We start from the raw sequence: 20,036 nt of genomic DNA, 5'->3' as shown, positions 1-20,036 counted from the left end.
TCAAGCTTTTCTATATATGATCATTAGGGGAATCAACTAACAAAAAGATATATTGGGAGGAATTAATCATGACTGAAAAAACAACTGATTTCATTAAAGGCGGCGGATTTCTTATTGAAGATGTGGAATTAGATCGTGTATTTACACCGGAAGATTTCACTGACGAGCATAAAATGATTGCTAAAACAACAGAGGAATACGTAGCAAATGAAGTTTTACCAGTAGTTGAAAATTTAGAGCACCATGAATTTGAGCATTCAGTGCGTCTCCTAAAAAGTGCAGGCGAATTAGGCTTACTTGGAGCAGACGTGCCTGAAGAATACGATGGGCTAGGATTAGACAAAGTTTCTTCAGCTTTAATCGCTGAAAAAATGTCTGTTGCAGGTGGTTTCTCTATCACACATGGTGCTCACGTTGGAATTGGGTCATTACCAATTGTTTTATTCGGTAATGAAGATCAAAAGAAAAAATACTTACCTAAGCTTGCTTCAGGTGAATTAATCGCTGCCTATGCATTAACAGAGCCAGGTTCAGGTTCAGATGCTCTAGGTGCAAAAACGACTGCCAAATTAAATGAAGCTGGCACACATTATATTTTAAATGGGGAAAAACAGTGGATTACGAATGCAGGCTTTGCTGATGTATTTGTTGTCTACGCAAAAATTGATGGCGATAAATTCTCTGCCTTTATCGTAGAACGTGCCTACAATGGTGTTTCAGTTGGCCCTGAAGAAAAGAAAATGGGGATTAAATCATCATCAACTCGTACATTAGTATTGGAAGATGCGGAAGTACCTGTAGAAAATCTATTAGGCGAAATTGGTCGTGGTCATATCATTGCGTTCAATATTTTAAACATTGGTCGTTATAAACTAGGCGTGGGCACAATTGGCGGATCGAAGCGTGCATTGGAGTTAGCTATTCAGTATACAAACCAACGTCAGCAATTTAAAACAAAGCTTTCTGATTTCAATCTGACAAAAGAGAAATTATCTACAATGGCTTCTCAACTGTATGCATCAGAATCATTAAACTATCGTACGGTTGGTCTATTTGAGGACCGCTTAAGTCAGTTAAGCCCTGAAGAGCAAAAGCAAGGAAAAGTGATTGCAGGTGCGATTGCTGAATATGCTATTGAATGCTCTATTGCCAAAGTATTCGGTTCAGAAACATTAGACTATATTGCAGATGAAGCAGTACAACTTCATGGCGGTTATGGCTTTATGGCTGAGTATGAGGTAGAGCGTATTTACCGTGATTCTCGTATTAATCGAATTTTTGAAGGTACAAACGAAATTAACCGCATGATTGTACCTGGTACATTTATGAAAAAGGCTCTAAAAGGTGAGCTGCCATTATTACAAGTTGCTCAAAATTTACAGCAAGAGCTGCTTATGCTAATGCCAGAGGAAATCGGTACAGAGCCGTTAGCACAAGAAAAATATTTAGTGAAAAATGCCAAGAAGATTGCTGTATTAGCTGCAGGATTAGCAGCACAACGCTTTGGTGCAAAACTTGATCAAGAGCAAGAAGTATTGGTAAACATTGCGAATATAGCTAACCAATTATTTGCAATGGAATCAGCTGTCTTACGTACAGAAAAAGCAATTGCTCGTGACGGTGCTGAAAAAGCACATCAAAAATTGCTATACACACAAATTTTCTGCCAAGAAGCATTCGCAGAAATCGAAAAAGAAGCAAAAGACACAATTCTTGCTTCAGCGGATGGCGATGCAGCCCGTATGACATTATCTGCACTGCGTAAGCTAACGCGTAATAATCCATATAATTTAATTGCGAAGAAGCGTGAGGCTTCCGTTAAATTAATTGATGCAGAAAAATATATTGTTTAATAGTGCAAATTTAACCTAGCTATCTGCAAAAGATAGCTAGGTTTTTTTATGAGATGGATAATTGTAAAAGGAGCGGATAAATTTGCACAACTGGTGGATAAACTTACAAAAAAGAGTGAAGTTCACCATTGAAAACAACTATGATGGTATACTACAGAAAAAGACAGAAGAGGAGCATTGTAATGACGATTCAATTTTTCCATTATCCGAAATGTACAACATGTAAAAAGGCACAGAAGTGGTTAAATGAGCATGAGGTTTCCTATGAAGAGGTACATATCGCAGAGCAACCTCCCACTAAAGAAGAATTAACAGCTATTTGGCAAGCTAGTGGACAGCCTTTGAAGAAATTTTTTAATACCTCAGGCATGAAATATCGTGAGCTTGGTTTAAAGGACAAGTTAGCAGAAATGACGGAGGATGAGCAGCTTGAGCTACTTGCTTCAGATGGCATGTTAATTAAACGTCCCATCGTGACAGATGGAAAAAAAGTTACTTTAGGTTTTAAAGAAGTAGATTTTGAGCAAGCTTGGAAATAACCGTATTAAACCTTGTATTTATAGGAGAAGTATGGCACACTGAAAGTGAATATATTACATATTTATGGAGGGGTTTTTTGCATGAGCACACCTAAAGACTTACGATACTCTGAAGAACATGAATGGGTAAAAGTAGAAGATGGAAAAGTACGTATTGGTATTACTCACTTCGCACAATCTGAATTAGGAGATATCGTATTCGTTGAGCTTCCACAAGTTGGCGACGAAATCAAAACAGATGATCCATTCGGTAGCGTAGAATCAGTAAAAACTGTTTCTGAATTATATGCACCAATCTCAGGTACTGTAGTTGAAGTAAATGCAGATTTAGAAGATAGCCCAGAATTCGTTAATGAATCACCATATGAAAAAGCATGGATGATCGTTGTTGAGCCTGCTGACGCATCAGAAGTTGAGAAACTAATGACAGCAGAGCAATACGAAGAAATGATCGCTGAATAAGACAAGCCATAATCGAAAAACGTCGGAAACTACCGGCGTTTTTTGTTATATAATGACTTATAAGTGGGGATCTCTAAATGGAGGTGGCGTAATGTTCGAGGGAAAATGCTTGATAGTAGAAGGGCGCTCAGATAAGCTACAAATTGAGCCTATTTTGAATGAGAATGTTACAATACTATGTACGAATGGTACAATTGGTGTGCATCAATTAGAAGAACTACTGGATCCCTATGAGGGCTGTGAGCTATTTACTTTTTTTGATGCAGATACTTCTGGTGATAAGCTACGTGCATTAATGGACAGACATTATCCAGAGGCTGAGCATCTGCGCACAATGCCAACATACAAGGAAGTAGAAACGACACCAAGAAAAGTGCTAGCAATGATTTTACTGCGTGCACATTTTTCAATCCATAATGAATATATTTTGTAAGGTTGCGTGAGTAAATGGAAGAATGGTCAATAGAGCAGTGGGAAGCGGCTAAACAGTCGGGAGAGAAAACTGCATTTTATTTATATACACCGATGTGTGGAACGTGTGCAGTGGCATCTAAAATGATGTCCATTATTGAGCAATTACTGCCACAGCTACAAATGGGTAAAGCAAATATCAACTTTTTGGAACACATAGCTTATGAGCATCAAATTGAAAGTGTTCCCTGTCTACTCATCAGTGATGGCGGAAAAGTGACAGAAAAGATTTATGCTTTTCAATCCGTACCATTTTTATATGAATTGTTAAAAAAATCAATTGACTGAACTTTACTAGCGTGGTAAAGTATCAAATATATTATTAAAACATTAAATATATCGAACTCTTATGAAGAGTGGCGGAGGGAAGTGCCCTATGAAGCCCGGCAACCATCACAATGTGAAAAGGTGCCAAATCACCCAAAGATTTTTCTTTGAAAGATGAGAGAACGGTTTAACGTATCATACGTGACCCCTTCTACTTGTCTGTGAGTGAAGGGGTTTTCTATATGAGAAAAGGAGTATTCGCTATGATCCAGCTTCAAAATATTACAAAGAAATACAAAACAGCAAATGGCGAATTAACGGCAGTCAAAGACGTCAACCTTACTATTAATAAAGGTGAAATTTTTGGCATTATCGGCTATAGTGGTGCTGGTAAAAGTACCATGATTCGTTTATTAAACGGTTTAGAGAAACCGACAGCAGGAACAGTAACGGTGAACAATCAAGAATTTTCATCGATAAAAGGGCAAAAGCTTAGAGCAGCTAGACAAAAGGTAAGTATGATTTTCCAGCATTTTAATTTACTTTGGTCAAGAACAGTTGCCGAAAATATTGCATTCCCTTTAGAAATCGCAGGCTTCCCAAAGGCTCAACGTGAAGCGCGTGTGAAGGAATTAATTGCCCTTGTAGGCTTAGAAGGGCGCGATAAGGCATATCCATCCCAGCTTTCCGGGGGACAAAAGCAGCGTGTAGGAATTGCACGTGCATTAGCGAATAATCCAGAGGTTTTACTATGTGATGAGGCGACATCCGCACTTGACCCTGAAACAACGGATGCCATTCTTGATTTACTCGTAGATATAAATGAACGCTTAGGCTTAACAATCGTCCTGATTACCCACGAAATGCATGTCATCCGCAAAATTTGTCATCGTGTAGCGGTGATGGAGGCAGGCGAAATTGTGGAACGTGGTGAGGTATTACAAGTCTTCCAAGCCCCACAGGCGGCTATTACTAAGAAGTTTGTATCTCAAATTACCGACACTAAGGAAACACAAGATACGGTAGCACAAATTAAAACAAACTATCCAACTGGACAACTTGTCAAATTGATTTTTGTTGGTGAAAAAACAGAACAGCCTGTCATCTCACATCTTGTGAAACAATTTGATGTAGAAGTAAGTATTGTTCACGGAAATATTTCACAAACAAAAAATGGTGCATATGGTACATTGATTGTGCAAATTGATGGCTCTCAGACAAATGTCACTGAAGCCCTTCGTTATTTAAATACAGTGGAAGTACAGACGGAGGTGATTGAAAATGCTAACTAATCTCTTTCCGAATGTAGACTGGGAAAATATGTGGCAAGCTACGTATGAAACTTTATACATGACAGCTATATCAACGGTTGTGACATTTATTCTTGGGTTAGTCATTGGTATTGTTCTATTTCTAACTAGCCCCAATCAGTTATGGGCAAATAAAATCGTTAACTTTTTAACAGGATCACTCGTTAATATTTTCCGTTCCATTCCATTTATCGTATTAATTATTTTATTAATTCCATTTACGAAGTTTTTACTAGGTACAATTCGCGGTGCCAATGCGGCGTTACCTGCTTTAATTATCGGTGCAGCACCGTTTTATGCTCGTATGGTATTAATTGCGTTACGTGAAATTGATAAAGGTGTGATTGAAGCAGCCCGTTCAATGGGAGCAAAAACTTCTACAATTATTTGGAAAGTATTGGTTCCGGAATCATTACCAGCTTTGATTTCTGGTATCACTGTAACGGCTGTTGCTCTTGTAGGTTATACAGCGATGGCAGGAATTATTGGTGCAGGTGGTCTTGGTAACTTAGCTTTCTTAGACGGCTTCCAGCGAAATCGCCAAGATGTGACATTAATGGCAACTATTTTGATCTTAGTAGTCGTATTTATTATTCAATGGATTGGTGATTTAATTACTGAAAAAATTGATAAACGCTAGCAAGAAAAAGGGGTTATTCCGGTTTTTACCGCTAACATATTTAAAACAAATACAAGGGAGTGTCATAAATGAAAAAGTTATTAGCAGGATTATTTTTATCAATACTTGTACTAGCATTAGTAGCTTGCGGTACAGATAAAAAAGAAGATGAAAAATCAGCATCTGGCGATCAAACAGATAACAAAGAAAACGTAACATTAAAAGTAGGTGCTTCTAATACACCGCACGCAGTTATTTTAGAAAAAGCAAAACCGATCTTAGCTAAAGAAGGCATAGACCTTGAAATTGAAACGTATACAGATTATGTTCTACCAAACCAAGATTTAGAGTCAAAAGATATTGATGCAAACTATTTCCAGCACATTCCTTACTTAGAGCTACAAATTAAAGACAATGGCTATGATTTCGTTAATGCAGGTGGCGTTCATATTGAACCAATCGGTATTTACTCTAAAAAATATAAAACGTTAGAAGACCTGCCTGAAGGCGCAACAATTTTACTTTCTAATTCAGTATCTGACCATGGTCGTATGCTGTCATTGTTAGAGGCTAAAGGCTTAATCAAATTAAAAGAAGGCATTGATAAAACAGCAGCAGAATTAAAGGATATTGAAGAAAATCCTAAAAACTTTAAATTCGATGCAAATACTGCCCCAGAAATGCTTGTACAAATGTACGAAAACGATGAAGGCGATGCAGTACTTATCAATTCTAACTTTGCCATCGATAACGGTTTAAACCCAATTGAAGATGCTATTTCTCTTGAAGATAAAGAATCTCCATATGTTAACATCATCGCTGTACGTGCAGGTGATGAATCAAAACCTGAAAATAAAAAATTATTAGAAGTATTAACATCTAAAGAAATCCAAGACTTCATTTTAGAAGAGTGGAAAGGTGCAGTAGTACCGGTAAAATAAGAATTAAAAATTTTATAAAAGGGTACATAAGTTTAACGACTTATGTACTCTTTTTTATTTGTAGTTAAATTGATGAGAAACTATGTATTTTTTATGACGTCTATTTATTGTTTAGTCACATTTATTACTATAGTAATGTTGTTAATCTACGAAATAAATGATAGAAAGTAATAATAAGAAAAAACTAGATGGAGTGATTCTAATGAATGATATAAAATTCACCCATGACATCATGCAAGAACATGAAGTAGAGCGCTACTTTAAAATATGGCGAGAAAGTGTGATTAGATCACGCCTTACTATAACAGCAGTCTTTTTAAAAACAGCTAATGCTACACAACTGAATGAAAATGTGAATGATCAAGTTACCTCGTTTTTACAATCAAAAATACGCAAGACAGACTTGCTTTTTCAATTATCCGACGGAGATCATTGGGGCATCTTCTTTTTACAAAGTAGTGATGTAGAAGCTAGGGCGTTTTTAAAACGAATATTTGCCATCTTAAAAGCAGAACGAAAGTTCCAACAGATTGCATTAAAGGCCTCTATAACAGAAATAAGAAATAATAACGTTATTTTTGAAGAGCTGTTAAATAAAAATAAACAGATGTTATCAGGGGATGAGCAATTAACATGGAGTATAGCAGAGGTAAAGGATTACTGTGAGCAACCAACTGAATTAGTGAAAGTTAGTATTATTGAGCAAAACGCAATTTTTAGACAAGTATTAGAGTCAACGCTTAACCAAATAAATATCCCTTATTTTTCTTTAGATGTAAAGGTTTATGAGGATGGCTATAGCTTTTTACAATCGGATGATTATAAATTAGGGCATATGCATCTAATTCTTATGAATGATATTTTACCGCTAAAAAATGGCTTAGAAATATTGCATATCTTACGACATATGCCAAATGAAAAGAAATTTATTATTTATATGATGTCAGAACGCAATTCTGAAGGGGCAGCGCTTAATGCTTATGAGGGCGGTGTTGATGAATATATTGTCAAACCATTTAATTTACGTTTGCTAGAAGCCAAAATTAAAAGAACGTTTGCGAGGTTTTGGCAATGATCAAGCTGACTGTTTCGACAATTTTGGTAATAATTTCCTTTTTATTAGTTGTACTCTTTATCTTTTTTATGTATTTACTTGTTCAGCGACAGCGTGAAAGCTATTTTGAGAAAGTTCGTGACCGTTATTTACAAAATTATTCTCAACTTTGGTATGATTACTTATTCAATAACGCATTATTTAGTATCGTATTGGTACCTAGAGGAAGCGCCCAAGTAGAAGCTATTGAAAAAATTTTTTCATCCTATTTAAAGAATATAAGGAATGAACAGGTGGAACTAAAAATTAAACAATTCTCCAATCAATATTTAAAAGCATTCTACGAAAAAGATTTATCCAGTAAACGATGGAGTATTCGAATGAATGCCCTCTATCGAATTGCAGACTTACAAATAGATGAATTGCTAACGAAGTGCCAAGAATTCGAAAAAAATAACATTACAGATGAAGAACATTTCCAGTTATTGAAAATATACTCGCTTTTCCAACCAGATTTATTTATGGAGAAAATAAAAAATTCCAATGTAAATTACGCTGAAAGTGAATATAGAAGACTATTTATCTTATTAGATGATAATGTATTTATTCGATTTTTCCATGATTTTAATAGTTTGTCGGCCAAAATGCAATTTGCTGTTATTGATACTGCTGCTGTAAAAAGAAATATGGAGTATTTAGATGAATTAAAAAAATTATTACACCATGATACACCGGAAATTAACATCAGAGCATTAAAAGGGCTATATGAAATAGGAATTATTGATGAGATGGATCCCTTTGTCCCTTTTGTGACCTCTGAAATGTGGGAAGCCAGGTTAATGGTTGCCAAAATTTTTAAGCATGTACCGCTTACTTACACTTATAGTTATTTAGAGCAGCTTCTTCAAGATGAGAATTGGTGGGTACGTTCCCAAGCGGCAAAAACGATTGTAGAAGATCGACATGGTATTGCCAAATTACAGCAATTCATTGAATCCTCAAATGATCAATATGCAATTGAAATGGCCCAAGAAATTGCAGCGAGAAAAGAGGGGAAGTAAATGAAAATAATTGATTATTGCATGATGTTTTTTGGGGGCATTATTTTATTTTATATGCTGTTCGTTATTGTTTCATATTGTACAATGTTCATCATTGCTATGCTGGATTTAAGAAAACGCTATCGTCTTGATCTATCAGAGTATGATGATGCACATATCGATGCCTTTTATTCAAAACCGGTATCGTTACTTGTTCCTGCTTACAATGAAGAAGTAGGAGTTGTAGATACAGTATATTCATTATTGAATTTACGTTATCCTCAAACTGAAATTATCATTATTAACGATGGATCTACAGATCAAACCCTTCAAACGGTCATCGAACATTTTCAAATGAAGCCAATCAATAAAATTGTTCGAACTAACATCCCTACAAAAGACATTAAACAAATATATGAATCAGAAATCTATAAAAATTGTATTTTAGTTGATAAAGAAAATGGTGGTAAGGCTGATGCACTAAATGTGGGTATTAATGTATCTCAATATCCATATTTTTGCTCTATTGATGGGGACTCCATATTAGATGAAAAATCCTTGCTGCGGGTGATGAAGCCTATCATTTTATCTGATGGTGAGGTCATTGCAGCAGGAGGTAATATTCGTATTGCAAATGGTGCAAAGATGCAGTTTGGCTCTATTTATGAGACTCAATTACCTAGTAATTACCTAGTAATCATGCAAGTAATCGAATATTTGCGGGCATTTTTAATGGGGCGAATAGCGTTAAGTAAATTCAATTTAGTCCTTATTATTTCAGGAGCATTTAGTGTTTTCTCTAAAAAATGGGCTGTTGAAGCAGGTGGATATTCAACCAATATTATTGGGGAAGATATGGAACTGGTGGTGAATATCCATCGACTTATAAAAGAAAAAAAAGAAAATAAGCGTATTGAATTTGTACCTGACCCAGTTTGCTGGACGGAAGCACCTCAAACATTAGGAGTACTACGCAATCAACGAAGAAGGTGGCATCAAGGGTTATTTGAAAGTCTATGGAAGCATAAAAAAATGACCTTGAATCCTAGATATGGAATGATTGGATTTCTTTCGTTCCCGTATTTTTGGCTAGTGGAATGTCTAGGGCCTCTTGTCGAGTTAGGCGGATATATTTATATTGTCATAGCCTTTTTCTTAGGGAAAATTTATTATGAAGTTGCGCTCATGCTGCTACTACTATTCGTTATTTATGGTGTTATTTTTTCAATAGCGGCAATATTATTTGAATCGTGGAGTATGAATACGTATCCGAAAAAAAGAGAGTTGTTACGCATGATTCTTTTAGCGTTTACAGAAATTTTTTGGTATCGCCCACTAACATTATTCTGGCGCTGTGAGGGATTACTTCGTTTTGTCTTAAGAAAAAGTGACTGGGGTAATATGAAACGTGTCGGCATTGCTGAAAAGGAGAAAAGTGTATGAAACGAATCTATATAGGGGTTATGGTCGTACTAGTCCTCATGATAATCCCTATTACATGGTGGTACTTAGAAGTTGAAAAACAGCTTAATGTGGCCATTATAGATAAAACCGTTCCGAATGAGTCTTACCGAGAGCACTTAGGAGTGAATTGGTTTTTAAACCATTATAAATATAGATTAAATAATGAACCTTATGACGTAGAACGCGATTACTATGGTACGGTTCCAAATGATGAAACTAAAAGTGTTGTTGAAAAGAATTTGCCAAATGATTATAGTGACTATGATGTCATTTATTTGGCAGATACGTACGGAGTTTATAAAGATGATTTACAACAAACAAAACGTTTAGGTGAACGTTCTGAAAAAATTGTTGGAGGACTTGAACAAAAAGAATGGCAGTCAATCGTCGAACGCTTAGCCAGCAAAAAAAAGAGCATGTTAATTGCTGAGTATAACACGTTTGCTTCACCAACATCAGGGGAAGTTCGTAAAGAATTACAGGATTATTTAGGAATTACATGGTCTGGCTGGATCGGACGTTATTTCGATGAGCTTGATTATCATAAAAATTTAGAAATACCACAATGGGTGATCGATGAACATGGCGATAATTGGTCATATAAAGGTGGAGGCTTTTTACTATTTAACGAAATAACTGAGGAGCTTCTTGTTCTAGAAATGAACAAGCATGTTAATTCTGAAGGTATTCAAGTGCAGTTTACTGAAAATGGGAAAAAATTCTTTCATTCATCTGCAAGGGCGCAATACGATTATTGGTTTGATATTATTACACCTAAATATGCTGAAGATGCTCTTGCAAATTATAAATGGGATTTAACAAAAAAAGGAACAGAGCTGTTAAAGGATAATGGCATTCCAGAACAATTTGCTGCAATTGTAGGCCAAGATAAAAGCTACACATCTAGTTATTATTTTGCGGGAGATTTTAATGATATCGCACGGGTACCGAATATTTATAAAATAAAAGGGTTACCTACAATCTATAAATATGCTGAGAAGTATGCGGACAGTTCGTTTTATTGGTCCATTTACATCCCAGTAATGCATAAAATATTTGATTCATTTGAGCACAAAGAGGTTCAGGATACTGTAAATCATGAGAAATTAAATTATAATGCACGAATTCAGGGACAATCTTTTGAGGTGCTAAGAGATGGCAAATGGGAACCAATCGTATTTAAGGGTGTCAATATCGGAATGGGGAAACCTGGCGCCTTTCCTGGAGAAGCAGCAATTACTGAAGAGGAATATTATCGATGGTTTAAACAAATAGCAGACATGAATGCTAATACGATACGAGTCTATACATTACATCCACCAGGCTTTTATAGAGCACTTGCTAAATATAATGAAGAACATCCAAAAAAACCATTATATGTTTTACATGGAGTTTGGATTAATGAAGAGGGCTTAGCAGGTTCATTGGACGCCTATGATAAAGATACGTTAGAAGATTTCCAATTAGAAATGAAACAAATGGTAGATGTCGTTCATGGAAATATCTATGTGGAGCCTCGCCCAGGACATGCATCTGGCTTGTATGATGTAGACGTATCAAAATATGTTATAGGATGGGTACTAGGAATTGAATGGTATCCACACATGGTTGTGGGAACGAATGAAAAACATGCAAATATTGGTCAATACAACGGTACTTTTTTTGAAACAAAGGGTGCCTCTCCGTTTGAGCATTGGCTAGCAGAACAAATGGATGTGGTGTCAGTTTATGAAAAGGAAAAATATAACTGGCTACGTCCAATGAGTTTCACGAACTGGGTCACAACTGACATTCTTGAACATCCGTCAGAGCCATCTGAGGATGAAGATTTAGTAGGGGTCAATCCAAATGTTATTCATACAAAAGGAGAGATGACTGCACCGGGACAATTTGCTTCCTATCATGTGTATCCTTACTACCCTGACTTCTTTAATTTCGATAAAGATTATTTAAATTATGTCGATTTCCGAGGGAACAAAAATAGCTATGCAGGTTATTTAAAAGAGCTCCATGAAGCTCATACTATGCCTGTTCTTATTGCGGAATTTGGTATTCCAGCATCACGTGGTAAAACACATGATAATGTATATGGTTGGAATCAGGGGCAAATGTCAGAGCAAGCACAGGGAGAAACACTTCAACATTTATTTGAGGATATTATGCATGAGGGGCTCATGGGAGGACTTGTTTTTACATGGCAAGATGAGTGGTTTAAACGAACGTGGAATACGATGGATTATGATGATCCGAATCGTCGACCATTTTGGTCCAATGCTCAAACAAATGAGCAACAGTTTGGATTATTAAGCTTCGATAGACTTAAGGTAAAAGTAGATGGAGAGACAACGGAATGGACGGGTAAACAGCTATATGATACTGCACCAAACAACCCAACAGATTTTGCAGTAGACTATGATGAGCGTTATTTGTACATTAAATTAAAAAGTGAGGAGTTAGCCAATACCTCCCCTCGCATTTTATTAGATGTTGTACCAGGTCAAGGAAATATGTCTGCTACATCTATAAAAAATATGACGTTTTCCAATGGTGTTGATTTTATAGTTGAGCTCAATAAAAATGGTCAATCTAGGGTTGTTATTGATGAATACTACGATTTCTATGATTATTTATATGGCCACCGTTTAAATTTAGTTGCTCCCCGAATGGCAAATGCCTTGAAAAATAGTGGAAAGTTCGCCCCTATTTACTATGTGTTAAATAAACAACTATTTTTACCTGAGCAAAATAGAACGACTGATTTTAGTATCTACGAAACAGGAAAATTACTTCAAGGAAATGCTAATCCAGAAGCAAAAGATTATGATTCTTTAGTTGATTATACTTGGACCGATGACAATGTTATCGAACTTCGCATCCCTTGGTTATTGATTCAAGCTAAAGATCCGAGTCAGCGTGAGTTTATAGGTAACCTGTATAAAGATGGCGATAAAGCGGCGGTTAAAGTAGACAATATTTATATTGGTGCTTTATTTGTAGATAAAGAGAACAACGTTGTTCAATCTATGCCAGCAGCTTCTAATGGTGTTTTACCACCACTGTCTGCTTATACATGGGAAACATGGCAAGTTCCAAAATATGAAGAGCGCTTAAAACAATCCTATTATATTTTACAAAAATTATTTAAAGCATATTAAAGGAGCTAAGGGTAGATTGTTCTGCCCTTAGCTCTTTTTTATTTACCAATCCCTTAAGTGTCGGTGGACAACCGAGGCTTAAGGGGATTTTTAGAATTGTAGAAAGAAAAATTTTTCTAAACAAAAAAAATTACAGTTAATGGTTAATATAAAAAACGTCGTAAATAGACGTTTTTATAATGAAAATTTGATTTGTTTTTTATAGGAATAGGTTTTTATTACCTTGGGTGTAATTGTTTAGAAATTGTTTAGCTTCAATTAGTACTATATAAACGTTAATAAACTTATTTTGAGTGATGTGTAATCCTACTGATCTATTTCGACTAAAGAGTCCTGTGTAAGTTTGAATGTTGAAGGGGGTTTTTACAAAAGATGACGAGAATTGAACCATTGCTTTATGGAATGCGTTCCTCAATTAAATAAAGAAAAAACAATGAAAATACAGATTAAATAAAGGAGTAATTTTAATGACGAGCGAAACGAAATCACTAAGTACAGCTTTATTGAAAAAAATCCAAACAAAAAAAGCAACAATTGGAGTGATTGGACTTGGCTATGTAGGTTTACCGTTTGCCGTGGAAATGGCTCAAAATGGATTTAAGGTAGTTGGCTTTGATAAGAATCAAGGAAAAATTAGACAATTGCAAAATGGTGAAAGTTATATTGCTGATTTACCGAGAGAAAATATAGAGCAAATGATCGAAAGTAAACATTTTGAAGCAACTAAAGATTTTTCTATGCTTTCACAAGCAGACGTTGTGATTATTTGTGTACCTACACCTACTACTCCTGATGGAACACCTAATATTTCATATATCGAAGAAGCAACGCATGCCATCGGTCAAAATATTAACGCCAATGTGCTAGTTATTCTTGAAAGTACGACTTACCCTGGGACAACAGAAGAAATGGTCCAGCCTATTTTACAAAAATATGGTTTTACTATTGGTCATGATTTGTTTTTAGCGTATTCACCAGAACGTGTTGATCCAGGAAATAGCAACTTTTCCGTGTCGAATACACCAAAAGTGATTGGGGGAATAACAGCCACATGCCTAGAATTATCAAAGATTTTTTATGAAACAGTTCTTCATACCCATGTGTGTACTGTGACAAGCCCTAGAGTGGCTGAAATGGAGAAATTACTGGAAAATACTTTTCGCCAAATTAACATAGCCCTTGTAAACGAGTTAAGTCAGATTTGCTATAAGATGAACATTGATATTTGGGAAGTTATTGATGCAGCTTCTACAAAGCCTTATGGTTTTATGACATTTACACCAGGGCCAGGAGTGGGGGGGCATTGTATTCCAGTAGATCCTAAATATCTACTATGGGCTGGGCAACAACATGGTATCTCTGCAACGTTAATTGAAGCAGCTGATAAAATCAATGACTCAATGCCCAACTTTGTAGTAGAGAGATTAAGTAATTACTTACGTATTCAAAATAAAGAGCTGTATAGAGCCAATATTGTTGTCATTGGTGTCACTTATAAACCTAATATAAACGATTCACGTGAATCACCAGCACTTCATGTTATTCAGCAACTACTAGATAAACAATGCCAATTAACGATCATTGATCCTTATATACAAACATTTTCTATCGAACAATCCCATTTCAATACGGTTGCATTAACCGCACCAATAATCCAACAAGCAGATGCAGTATTAATTTTAACGAATCATTCAACTATTGATTACTCTTTAATTGATCAACAAGCTTCTTTAATTTTTGATACACGTAATACCCATTTTTTGTTCGAAAATAAAAATTATTACAAACTATAAGGGGGAATTCATAGGAAATGAAACGACTAAAACTATGTGGTCTGCTCATCATGCTGTTCTTAGCAGGCTGTCAGTCAGCGACACAAGAAACGATTCATCCAGTTGATTCTTCTATAGAGGTCAAAAAATCTGATGGTACTAAAAGTGAATTAATTAGTCATGCCAATATTGTGGTACCAAAAGTATCGTTAACATTTAATGGCTTAGCAGATAACGACACAATGAAGTCATTATTAACGAAACTAGATGAATCGAATATGAAGGCTACCTTTTTTCTAGAGGGAATGCGTGTTGCTCAAGAGCCAGAGCTTGTGAAAGATATCTTAAAAAGGGGACATGAGGTGCAAAACGGTACATTGACATTTCCAGATGTAACGTCTTTGGATTATGACCAAACGTATGAAGAAATCATGTTAACCAATCAAATTTTTGAAGAGCATTTAGGCTATACACCAAAATTTGTTCGTAGTCGTTCAGGCGATGTTACCGATAATATGCGCTTAGCAGCTAAGGCGCTTGATATGAAAGCCGTTATTGGATTATCTATTAACCCACTTGATAGAAAAATGCAAAGTGCTCAGGAGCTGATTAATTATATCAGTAAATATATTGATAGGGGCTCTATTATTCATCTCAACACATACATTAATCCTGCCATTATTGATGCTATACCATTATTAGCTCAATTAGCTAAAGAACGCGAGTATACCATTACTACTTTGAGTGATCTATTGGATAAACGTTATTTAACAAAGTCCGTGGAAGAAATTTCAGGATATGATGCTGTCAGTCCAAATGTAAATTATGAGCAAGCCAAGCCGAATTTATATTATCGAAAAGAGACAACAAAAAAGGAAATAGCTATTACTTTTGATGATTGGGCACATGAAAAACGAGTAAAAGAAGTGTTGGATGTTTTACGTAAATATAATATCAAAAGTACCTTTTTCCTAATAGGAAGTGGTGTGGAGAAGAATCCACAATTAGCGAAGATGATTGTAGAGGAAGGTCATGAGGTAGCAAGCCACTCCTATTACCATTTAGATGTTACAAAAATGACACCCGAAGAATTACAAGATGATTTAGTGAAGGCACATCAGGCATTAACCTATGCTTTACAAGAGCCCCCGCTTCTATATTTCCGACCAGCCCAAGGAATAATGGATGAGCGAACGGCCAAGATCATTACTGCTGCGGGAATTAAAACAATTGCTATGTACGATATCGCTTCTTTTGATTGGAATTTAGATTACTCAGCACAAGACATTTACGAACGGGTGATTTCTAGGGTTGGGCCCGGCAAGGTCATTGTCATGCATATCCTAGATGGAACAAATACGGTAGAAGCACTTCCGCTCATCATTGAAAAACTTCTAGAAGATGGTTATAGCTTTAGCAAAATGTCTACTTGGATTGAAGAAGATTCAAATAGGGATGTGAATGAACAATGAAAACAAAAAAAGAGATCTTAACGATACCACGCTCTGACCGTCGGATTCTTTCAAATATTCCCGATCCCGAAAATGTAAGGAGCCTTGTGAATCGTCGTGGAGCATCCTATCAGAAAGAGGAAATTGATCCGACAGATGTGAATGAAATCTATCGACTTCAACAATTAAGTTTACGCTACGAAACTCATTTTGAGGTTCATATTAAAAGGGCAAAACGCCAAGTGAACGCAGAAAAACTTTTTGCAGAGGATATTTCGGTAACGGGTATCCTCGTTTACTCTCATCAACCTCATGAATTTTTAATAAATGAAATTTTAACAATGAATTTCAACATACCGGGTGGTGCAATGCCTGAGGGCTATGAAGCCAAAGTGAAGTTAAAGGCTAAGGTTGTCCGTTATTTTACGAAAGAAGTGGATGGAGAACTACGTTATTATGCTGCCTGTGAATTTTTACAGCCTTTAAACGAATATATGACAAAAAAACGTTGGGGCATTTCTATTTTTATGGCTAGTTTATTTTTATTGGTCGTATCGCTTATTGTCATGTTAATGAGAGCAGAAAGCGTGATTTACTTTAGGTTTAATAAATTTTTATATCTTTATAGTATTATTGCAGCAACATTTCTATTAAGTAGATATTTATTTGGTATTTTCTATAAAAATGTACCGATCAATCCAAAGTTTGAACCAGGTGTCTCCATTATTATTCCAGTCTTTAATGAGGAAGAGTGGATTCATCGCACGATTTCAAGTTGTATCAATCAATATTACCCAGTAGATAAATTAGAAGTAATCGTTGTAGATGATTGTTCAACAGATCGTACAGAGGAAAAGGCATACGACATGATTAACCTTATTCATCAAGAGGGTGAACGATTTAAGACGAATGATCGATTAAAGTTTTATAAGCTTCCACAAAACGGTGGGAAACGGGAAGCGTTAGTTGCGGGTGTTCATCAAGCGAAGCATGATTTAGTTGTTTTTGTGGATTCCGATAGTTTTTTAGAGCCACACGCAATCCGTAATTTAGTGCAACCTTTTCAAGATCCCAAAATGGGCGGTGTAGCTGGCCGAACAGAGGTTGAAAATAAATTTACTAATGCGCTAACTAAATTACAGACGGTTCGTTATTATATTGCCTTCCGTATCATGAAAGCAGCTGAAGCATGGTTTGATACGGTTACTTGCTTATCAGGACCACTAGCCTGTTACCGGAAAGAGCTAATTTTAAAAAATGAAACAGCATGGCTTAATCAAAAATTTCTTGGTCAGCCAGCAACTTTTGGTGATGACCGTAGTATGACAAACTATATTTTAAAAACACATCGAACAGGCTATCAGGACAATGCCATTTGTTCGACAATTGTTCCATCTGACACAAAAGTTTTTCTATCTCAGCAAATGAGATGGAAACGTTCTTGGCTTCGAGAATCTTTGCGTGCATTTTTATTTATGTGGAAAAAAGAACCGTTTATGTTCCTTTTCTTCATTATTGGTTTAATTGTGCCGATTGCAGCACCAATTGTCGTTGTTTATAACTTAATTTATGTACCAGTCATGTATGGTATTTTTCCTACAACGTTTTTAATAGGTTTACTATTAATGGCCATGCTTATGAGTTTGGCTCATCTATTCTTTAGAAAAAGTAAACTATGGGGATTTGGTTTTATCTTTGTCCTCTATTATGAATTTATTTTGCTATGGCAGATGCCAGTTGCTTGGGTGACTTTTTGGAAATCTACATGGGGGACAAGGGAAACACCCCAGGATGTTCTAGCGAAGGAAAAGAAAATGGAAAAGCAAAAATTACGAAAATCCCGATTTTCGATGTTGAAAATTAGAAAAAAGGGTGAGAAGGAATGAACGGAAAAAGTGTAGAGCTTCAGCCAGCTAAAAAAAATCGTCGGAAAATCATCCGTTCGATCGCTCAATTAATTATAGTAGTATTGTTAGCTGTCATTTTAATTAAAGCTGTTTTTCTAACAGAGAAAAGGGGAGCTGAAACAGTTCCATTAAATAATAAAGAGGGTTTTATTGCCCTTTCCTATTTTGGTGTCAGTAGAAATGAATCACCTAAATATGTGTCTAAAAAGAATTTAGAAGAACAATTAACTTTGTTAGAAAAACAAGGGTATCAAACCATTACTCAAAAGGATATTTTAGACTTCTATCAGCATGATAAACCATTGCCAGAAAAAGCTTTGTATCTATCATTTGAAGATGGACGTACAGATTCTAGTATTTTTGCTCAAAATATTATGGAAAAATTAAATTATAAGGCGACGATGTTTACGTATGCCAATAAAATGGATACAACCGATAATAAATTTTTAAAGCCCAAAGATTTAAAACTGATGGAAAAAAGCGGTTATTGGGAAATGGGCTCCAATGGATATAGGTTAACCTATATTAATATTTTTAATGATAAAGGACAGTCCTTAGGCGTCATAGATGAAAATAACGTACCTAATAAAACAACAATAGAATACTATAATCATTATTTAATGGATTTTATTCGTAATCAATATATGATACCAAGTGAAACTCGACAAGAGATGGAGGCTCGTATTAAGAAGGACTACAATTTAATGCAGGATATCTATCATGAAGAGTTGGGGGAAGTCCCTAAAGCCTACGCAATTATGCATGCAAACTCACTTTATAACAATATGGATCCTCTCGTAGAAAGTGTGAATAACAAAGAAATTAAAGATAAGTTTCGTATGCATTTTAATCTAGAATTAGGAGCCTACAATGATAAAGAGGCAGATATTTATAATTTAAGCAGATTACAAGTATCACCATATTGGTCAACTAATCATGTGATGATGAAGATCAGACAGGCCAGTAGGCAAAACATACAATTTAAGATAGGAGATCAGGAAGTAGCACAACACTGGAAAGTGATAAATGGTGCGGCAGAATATGAAAATAATGAGATTACCTTAACTTCAGCACCATCAAGTGAAGGCAGAATTCTTTTAAAGGAGGAACTGCCAGATCAATATAATGTGAATTTTGCGTTTAAAGGGAATGTGGTTGGCCAACAAGCTTTCTATGTAAATTACGATGAAAAAACAAATAGTTATTTACGAATTGTACTAGTCGATAATGAGATTGTAATAAGTGAAAAATTACCAGGCGGGGGAATTGTTGAAAAAGAACGCTTTCCATTAAATGAAATTAAGTGGAATGAAGAAGAATACGCATTTAATAAAGCAACAGTTTACACTTATCATGATACGCAAAAAGGGTCACGTATAGATGAAGAAGAGTACCCAAGAAACTTAACGGAAAAAAGAGTATTTAACATTGCTATAAATAAGGATAAAATAGAAATAGATGTAGATAATGTATTATCCGAGACCGTTCAAATAAATCCGAAATTACAAGGGGCACAGATTGGATTTGGTGCGTTGTACAGTAATAAGAACACTTCACACGAACAGTATGCAGATGATATTTACGATACATTAATTGAAGATATTTTGATTACAGATAAAAACAATCAAACTATTTTTACGAACCAATATACGAATTTCGAGAAGGTTAAGTATAAATCCACTGAGTTATTTAATCATGTCGTTGATTTCTTTATCGAGACCTTCTAAATCG

16 protein-coding genes and 1 riboswitch are annotated in these 20,036 nt (G+C 35.6%); all 16 genes read left to right on the top strand.

Annotation, left to right across the window (positions count from 1 at the left end):
* Positions 1-68 precede the first annotated feature (68 nt).
* Positions 69-1,853 carry an acyl-CoA dehydrogenase family protein gene (locus tag HXV90_RS18175; RefSeq protein WP_269897712.1) on the top strand — a complete coding sequence of 595 codons (1,785 nt, stop codon included), beginning with the start codon at positions 69-71 and terminating at the stop codon, positions 1,851-1,853.
* A gap of 182 nt (positions 1,854-2,035) precedes the next feature.
* Positions 2,036-2,392 (top strand): arsenate reductase family protein, encoded by a 357-nt coding sequence (locus HXV90_RS18170; RefSeq protein ID WP_004228225.1) that lies wholly within the window; start codon positions 2,036-2,038, stop codon positions 2,390-2,392.
* Positions 2,393-2,473: 81 nt separating this feature from the next.
* The gene (gcvH, locus tag HXV90_RS18165) at positions 2,474-2,854 is read left to right on the top strand and encodes a glycine cleavage system protein GcvH (RefSeq protein WP_004228227.1); all 381 of its coding nucleotides are present in this window, start codon (positions 2,474-2,476) and stop codon (positions 2,852-2,854) included.
* A 91-nt stretch (positions 2,855-2,945) separates the two neighbouring features.
* Complete coding sequence (locus HXV90_RS18160) at positions 2,946-3,287, top strand: toprim domain-containing protein (protein WP_004228229.1); 342 nt, start codon at positions 2,946-2,948, stop codon at positions 3,285-3,287.
* A 14-nt stretch (positions 3,288-3,301) separates the two neighbouring features.
* A complete protein-coding gene (locus tag HXV90_RS18155) occupies positions 3,302-3,613 on the top strand; it encodes a thioredoxin family protein (protein ID WP_048394370.1) in 312 nt (103 codons plus the stop codon).
* A 56-nt stretch (positions 3,614-3,669) separates the two neighbouring features.
* Positions 3,670-3,773, top strand: a riboswitch (SAM riboswitch).
* 82 nt (positions 3,774-3,855) lie between these two features.
* Positions 3,856-4,884: a methionine ABC transporter ATP-binding protein gene (locus tag HXV90_RS18150; protein ID WP_004228232.1), complete on the top strand. Its 1,029-nt coding sequence runs from the start codon at positions 3,856-3,858 to the stop codon at positions 4,882-4,884.
* Positions 4,874-5,542: a methionine ABC transporter permease gene (locus tag HXV90_RS18145; RefSeq protein WP_004228234.1), complete on the top strand. Its 669-nt coding sequence runs from the start codon at positions 4,874-4,876 to the stop codon at positions 5,540-5,542. The genes HXV90_RS18150 and HXV90_RS18145 overlap by 11 nt, the downstream gene beginning before the upstream one ends.
* A 68-nt stretch (positions 5,543-5,610) precedes the next feature.
* Positions 5,611-6,462, top strand: coding sequence for a MetQ/NlpA family ABC transporter substrate-binding protein (locus HXV90_RS18140; protein WP_269897711.1), 852 nt, complete (start codon positions 5,611-5,613; stop codon positions 6,460-6,462).
* A gap of 202 nt (positions 6,463-6,664) precedes the next feature.
* Positions 6,665-7,537, top strand: a complete 873-nt coding sequence (locus HXV90_RS18135; RefSeq protein WP_269897710.1) for a response regulator — start codon at positions 6,665-6,667, stop codon at positions 7,535-7,537.
* Positions 7,534-8,577, top strand: a complete 1,044-nt coding sequence (locus HXV90_RS18130; RefSeq protein ID WP_269897709.1) for a HEAT repeat domain-containing protein — start codon at positions 7,534-7,536, stop codon at positions 8,575-8,577. Before HXV90_RS18135 ends, HXV90_RS18130 begins: the two co-directional genes overlap by 4 nt.
* The gene (locus tag HXV90_RS18125) at positions 8,578-9,999 is read left to right on the top strand and encodes a glycosyltransferase family 2 protein (RefSeq protein WP_054549456.1); all 1,422 of its coding nucleotides are present in this window, start codon (positions 8,578-8,580) and stop codon (positions 9,997-9,999) included.
* Positions 9,996-13,175, top strand: a complete 3,180-nt coding sequence (locus HXV90_RS18120) for a hypothetical protein (RefSeq protein WP_269897708.1) — start codon at positions 9,996-9,998, stop codon at positions 13,173-13,175. The genes HXV90_RS18125 and HXV90_RS18120 overlap by 4 nt, the downstream gene beginning before the upstream one ends.
* Positions 13,176-13,642: 467 nt before the next feature.
* Positions 13,643-14,968, top strand: a complete 1,326-nt coding sequence (locus HXV90_RS18115; RefSeq protein WP_259949638.1) for a nucleotide sugar dehydrogenase — start codon at positions 13,643-13,645, stop codon at positions 14,966-14,968.
* 17 nt (positions 14,969-14,985) lie between these two features.
* Positions 14,986-16,419 (top strand): polysaccharide deacetylase family protein, encoded by a 1,434-nt coding sequence (locus HXV90_RS18110; RefSeq protein ID WP_241489981.1) that lies wholly within the window; start codon positions 14,986-14,988, stop codon positions 16,417-16,419.
* The gene (locus tag HXV90_RS18105; protein ID WP_269897707.1) at positions 16,416-18,284 is read left to right on the top strand and encodes a glycosyltransferase family 2 protein; all 1,869 of its coding nucleotides are present in this window, start codon (positions 16,416-16,418) and stop codon (positions 18,282-18,284) included. The genes HXV90_RS18110 and HXV90_RS18105 overlap by 4 nt, the downstream gene beginning before the upstream one ends.
* Positions 18,281-20,032: a polysaccharide deacetylase family protein gene (locus HXV90_RS18100; protein WP_269897706.1), complete on the top strand. Its 1,752-nt coding sequence runs from the start codon at positions 18,281-18,283 to the stop codon at positions 20,030-20,032. Before HXV90_RS18105 ends, HXV90_RS18100 begins: the two co-directional genes overlap by 4 nt.
* Positions 20,033-20,036 lie beyond the last annotated feature (4 nt).

It is taken from the genome of Lysinibacillus sp. JK80, from assembly GCF_027557635.1.
Lineage (GTDB): Bacteria > Bacillota > Bacilli > Bacillales_A > Planococcaceae > Lysinibacillus > Lysinibacillus capsici.
This window is presented reverse-complemented; position numbering and strand designations above follow the sequence as displayed.

Coding starts and splice junctions, on each gene's coding strand:
- HXV90_RS18170 (WP_004228225.1), top strand. CDS start 2,036: ATGACGATTCAATTTTTCCATTATCCGAAATGTACAACATGTAAAAAG.
- HXV90_RS18140 (WP_269897711.1), top strand. CDS start 5,611: ATGAAAAAGTTATTAGCAGGATTATTTTTATCAATACTTGTACTAGCA.
- HXV90_RS18105 (WP_269897707.1), top strand. CDS start 16,416: ATGAAAACAAAAAAAGAGATCTTAACGATACCACGCTCTGACCGTCGG.
- HXV90_RS18145 (WP_004228234.1), top strand. CDS start 4,874: ATGCTAACTAATCTCTTTCCGAATGTAGACTGGGAAAATATGTGGCAA.
- HXV90_RS18175 (WP_269897712.1), top strand. CDS start 69: ATGACTGAAAAAACAACTGATTTCATTAAAGGCGGCGGATTTCTTATT.
- HXV90_RS18110 (WP_241489981.1), top strand. CDS start 14,986: ATGAAACGACTAAAACTATGTGGTCTGCTCATCATGCTGTTCTTAGCA.
- HXV90_RS18115 (WP_259949638.1), top strand. CDS start 13,643: ATGACGAGCGAAACGAAATCACTAAGTACAGCTTTATTGAAAAAAATC.
- HXV90_RS18125 (WP_054549456.1), top strand. CDS start 8,578: ATGAAAATAATTGATTATTGCATGATGTTTTTTGGGGGCATTATTTTA.
- HXV90_RS18135 (WP_269897710.1), top strand. CDS start 6,665: ATGAATGATATAAAATTCACCCATGACATCATGCAAGAACATGAAGTA.
- HXV90_RS18150 (WP_004228232.1), top strand. CDS start 3,856: ATGATCCAGCTTCAAAATATTACAAAGAAATACAAAACAGCAAATGGC.
- HXV90_RS18155 (WP_048394370.1), top strand. CDS start 3,302: ATGGAAGAATGGTCAATAGAGCAGTGGGAAGCGGCTAAACAGTCGGGA.
- HXV90_RS18160 (WP_004228229.1), top strand. CDS start 2,946: ATGTTCGAGGGAAAATGCTTGATAGTAGAAGGGCGCTCAGATAAGCTA.
- HXV90_RS18130 (WP_269897709.1), top strand. CDS start 7,534: ATGATCAAGCTGACTGTTTCGACAATTTTGGTAATAATTTCCTTTTTA.
- HXV90_RS18100 (WP_269897706.1), top strand. CDS start 18,281: ATGAACGGAAAAAGTGTAGAGCTTCAGCCAGCTAAAAAAAATCGTCGG.
- HXV90_RS18120 (WP_269897708.1), top strand. CDS start 9,996: ATGAAACGAATCTATATAGGGGTTATGGTCGTACTAGTCCTCATGATA.
- gcvH (WP_004228227.1), top strand. CDS start 2,474: ATGAGCACACCTAAAGACTTACGATACTCTGAAGAACATGAATGGGTA.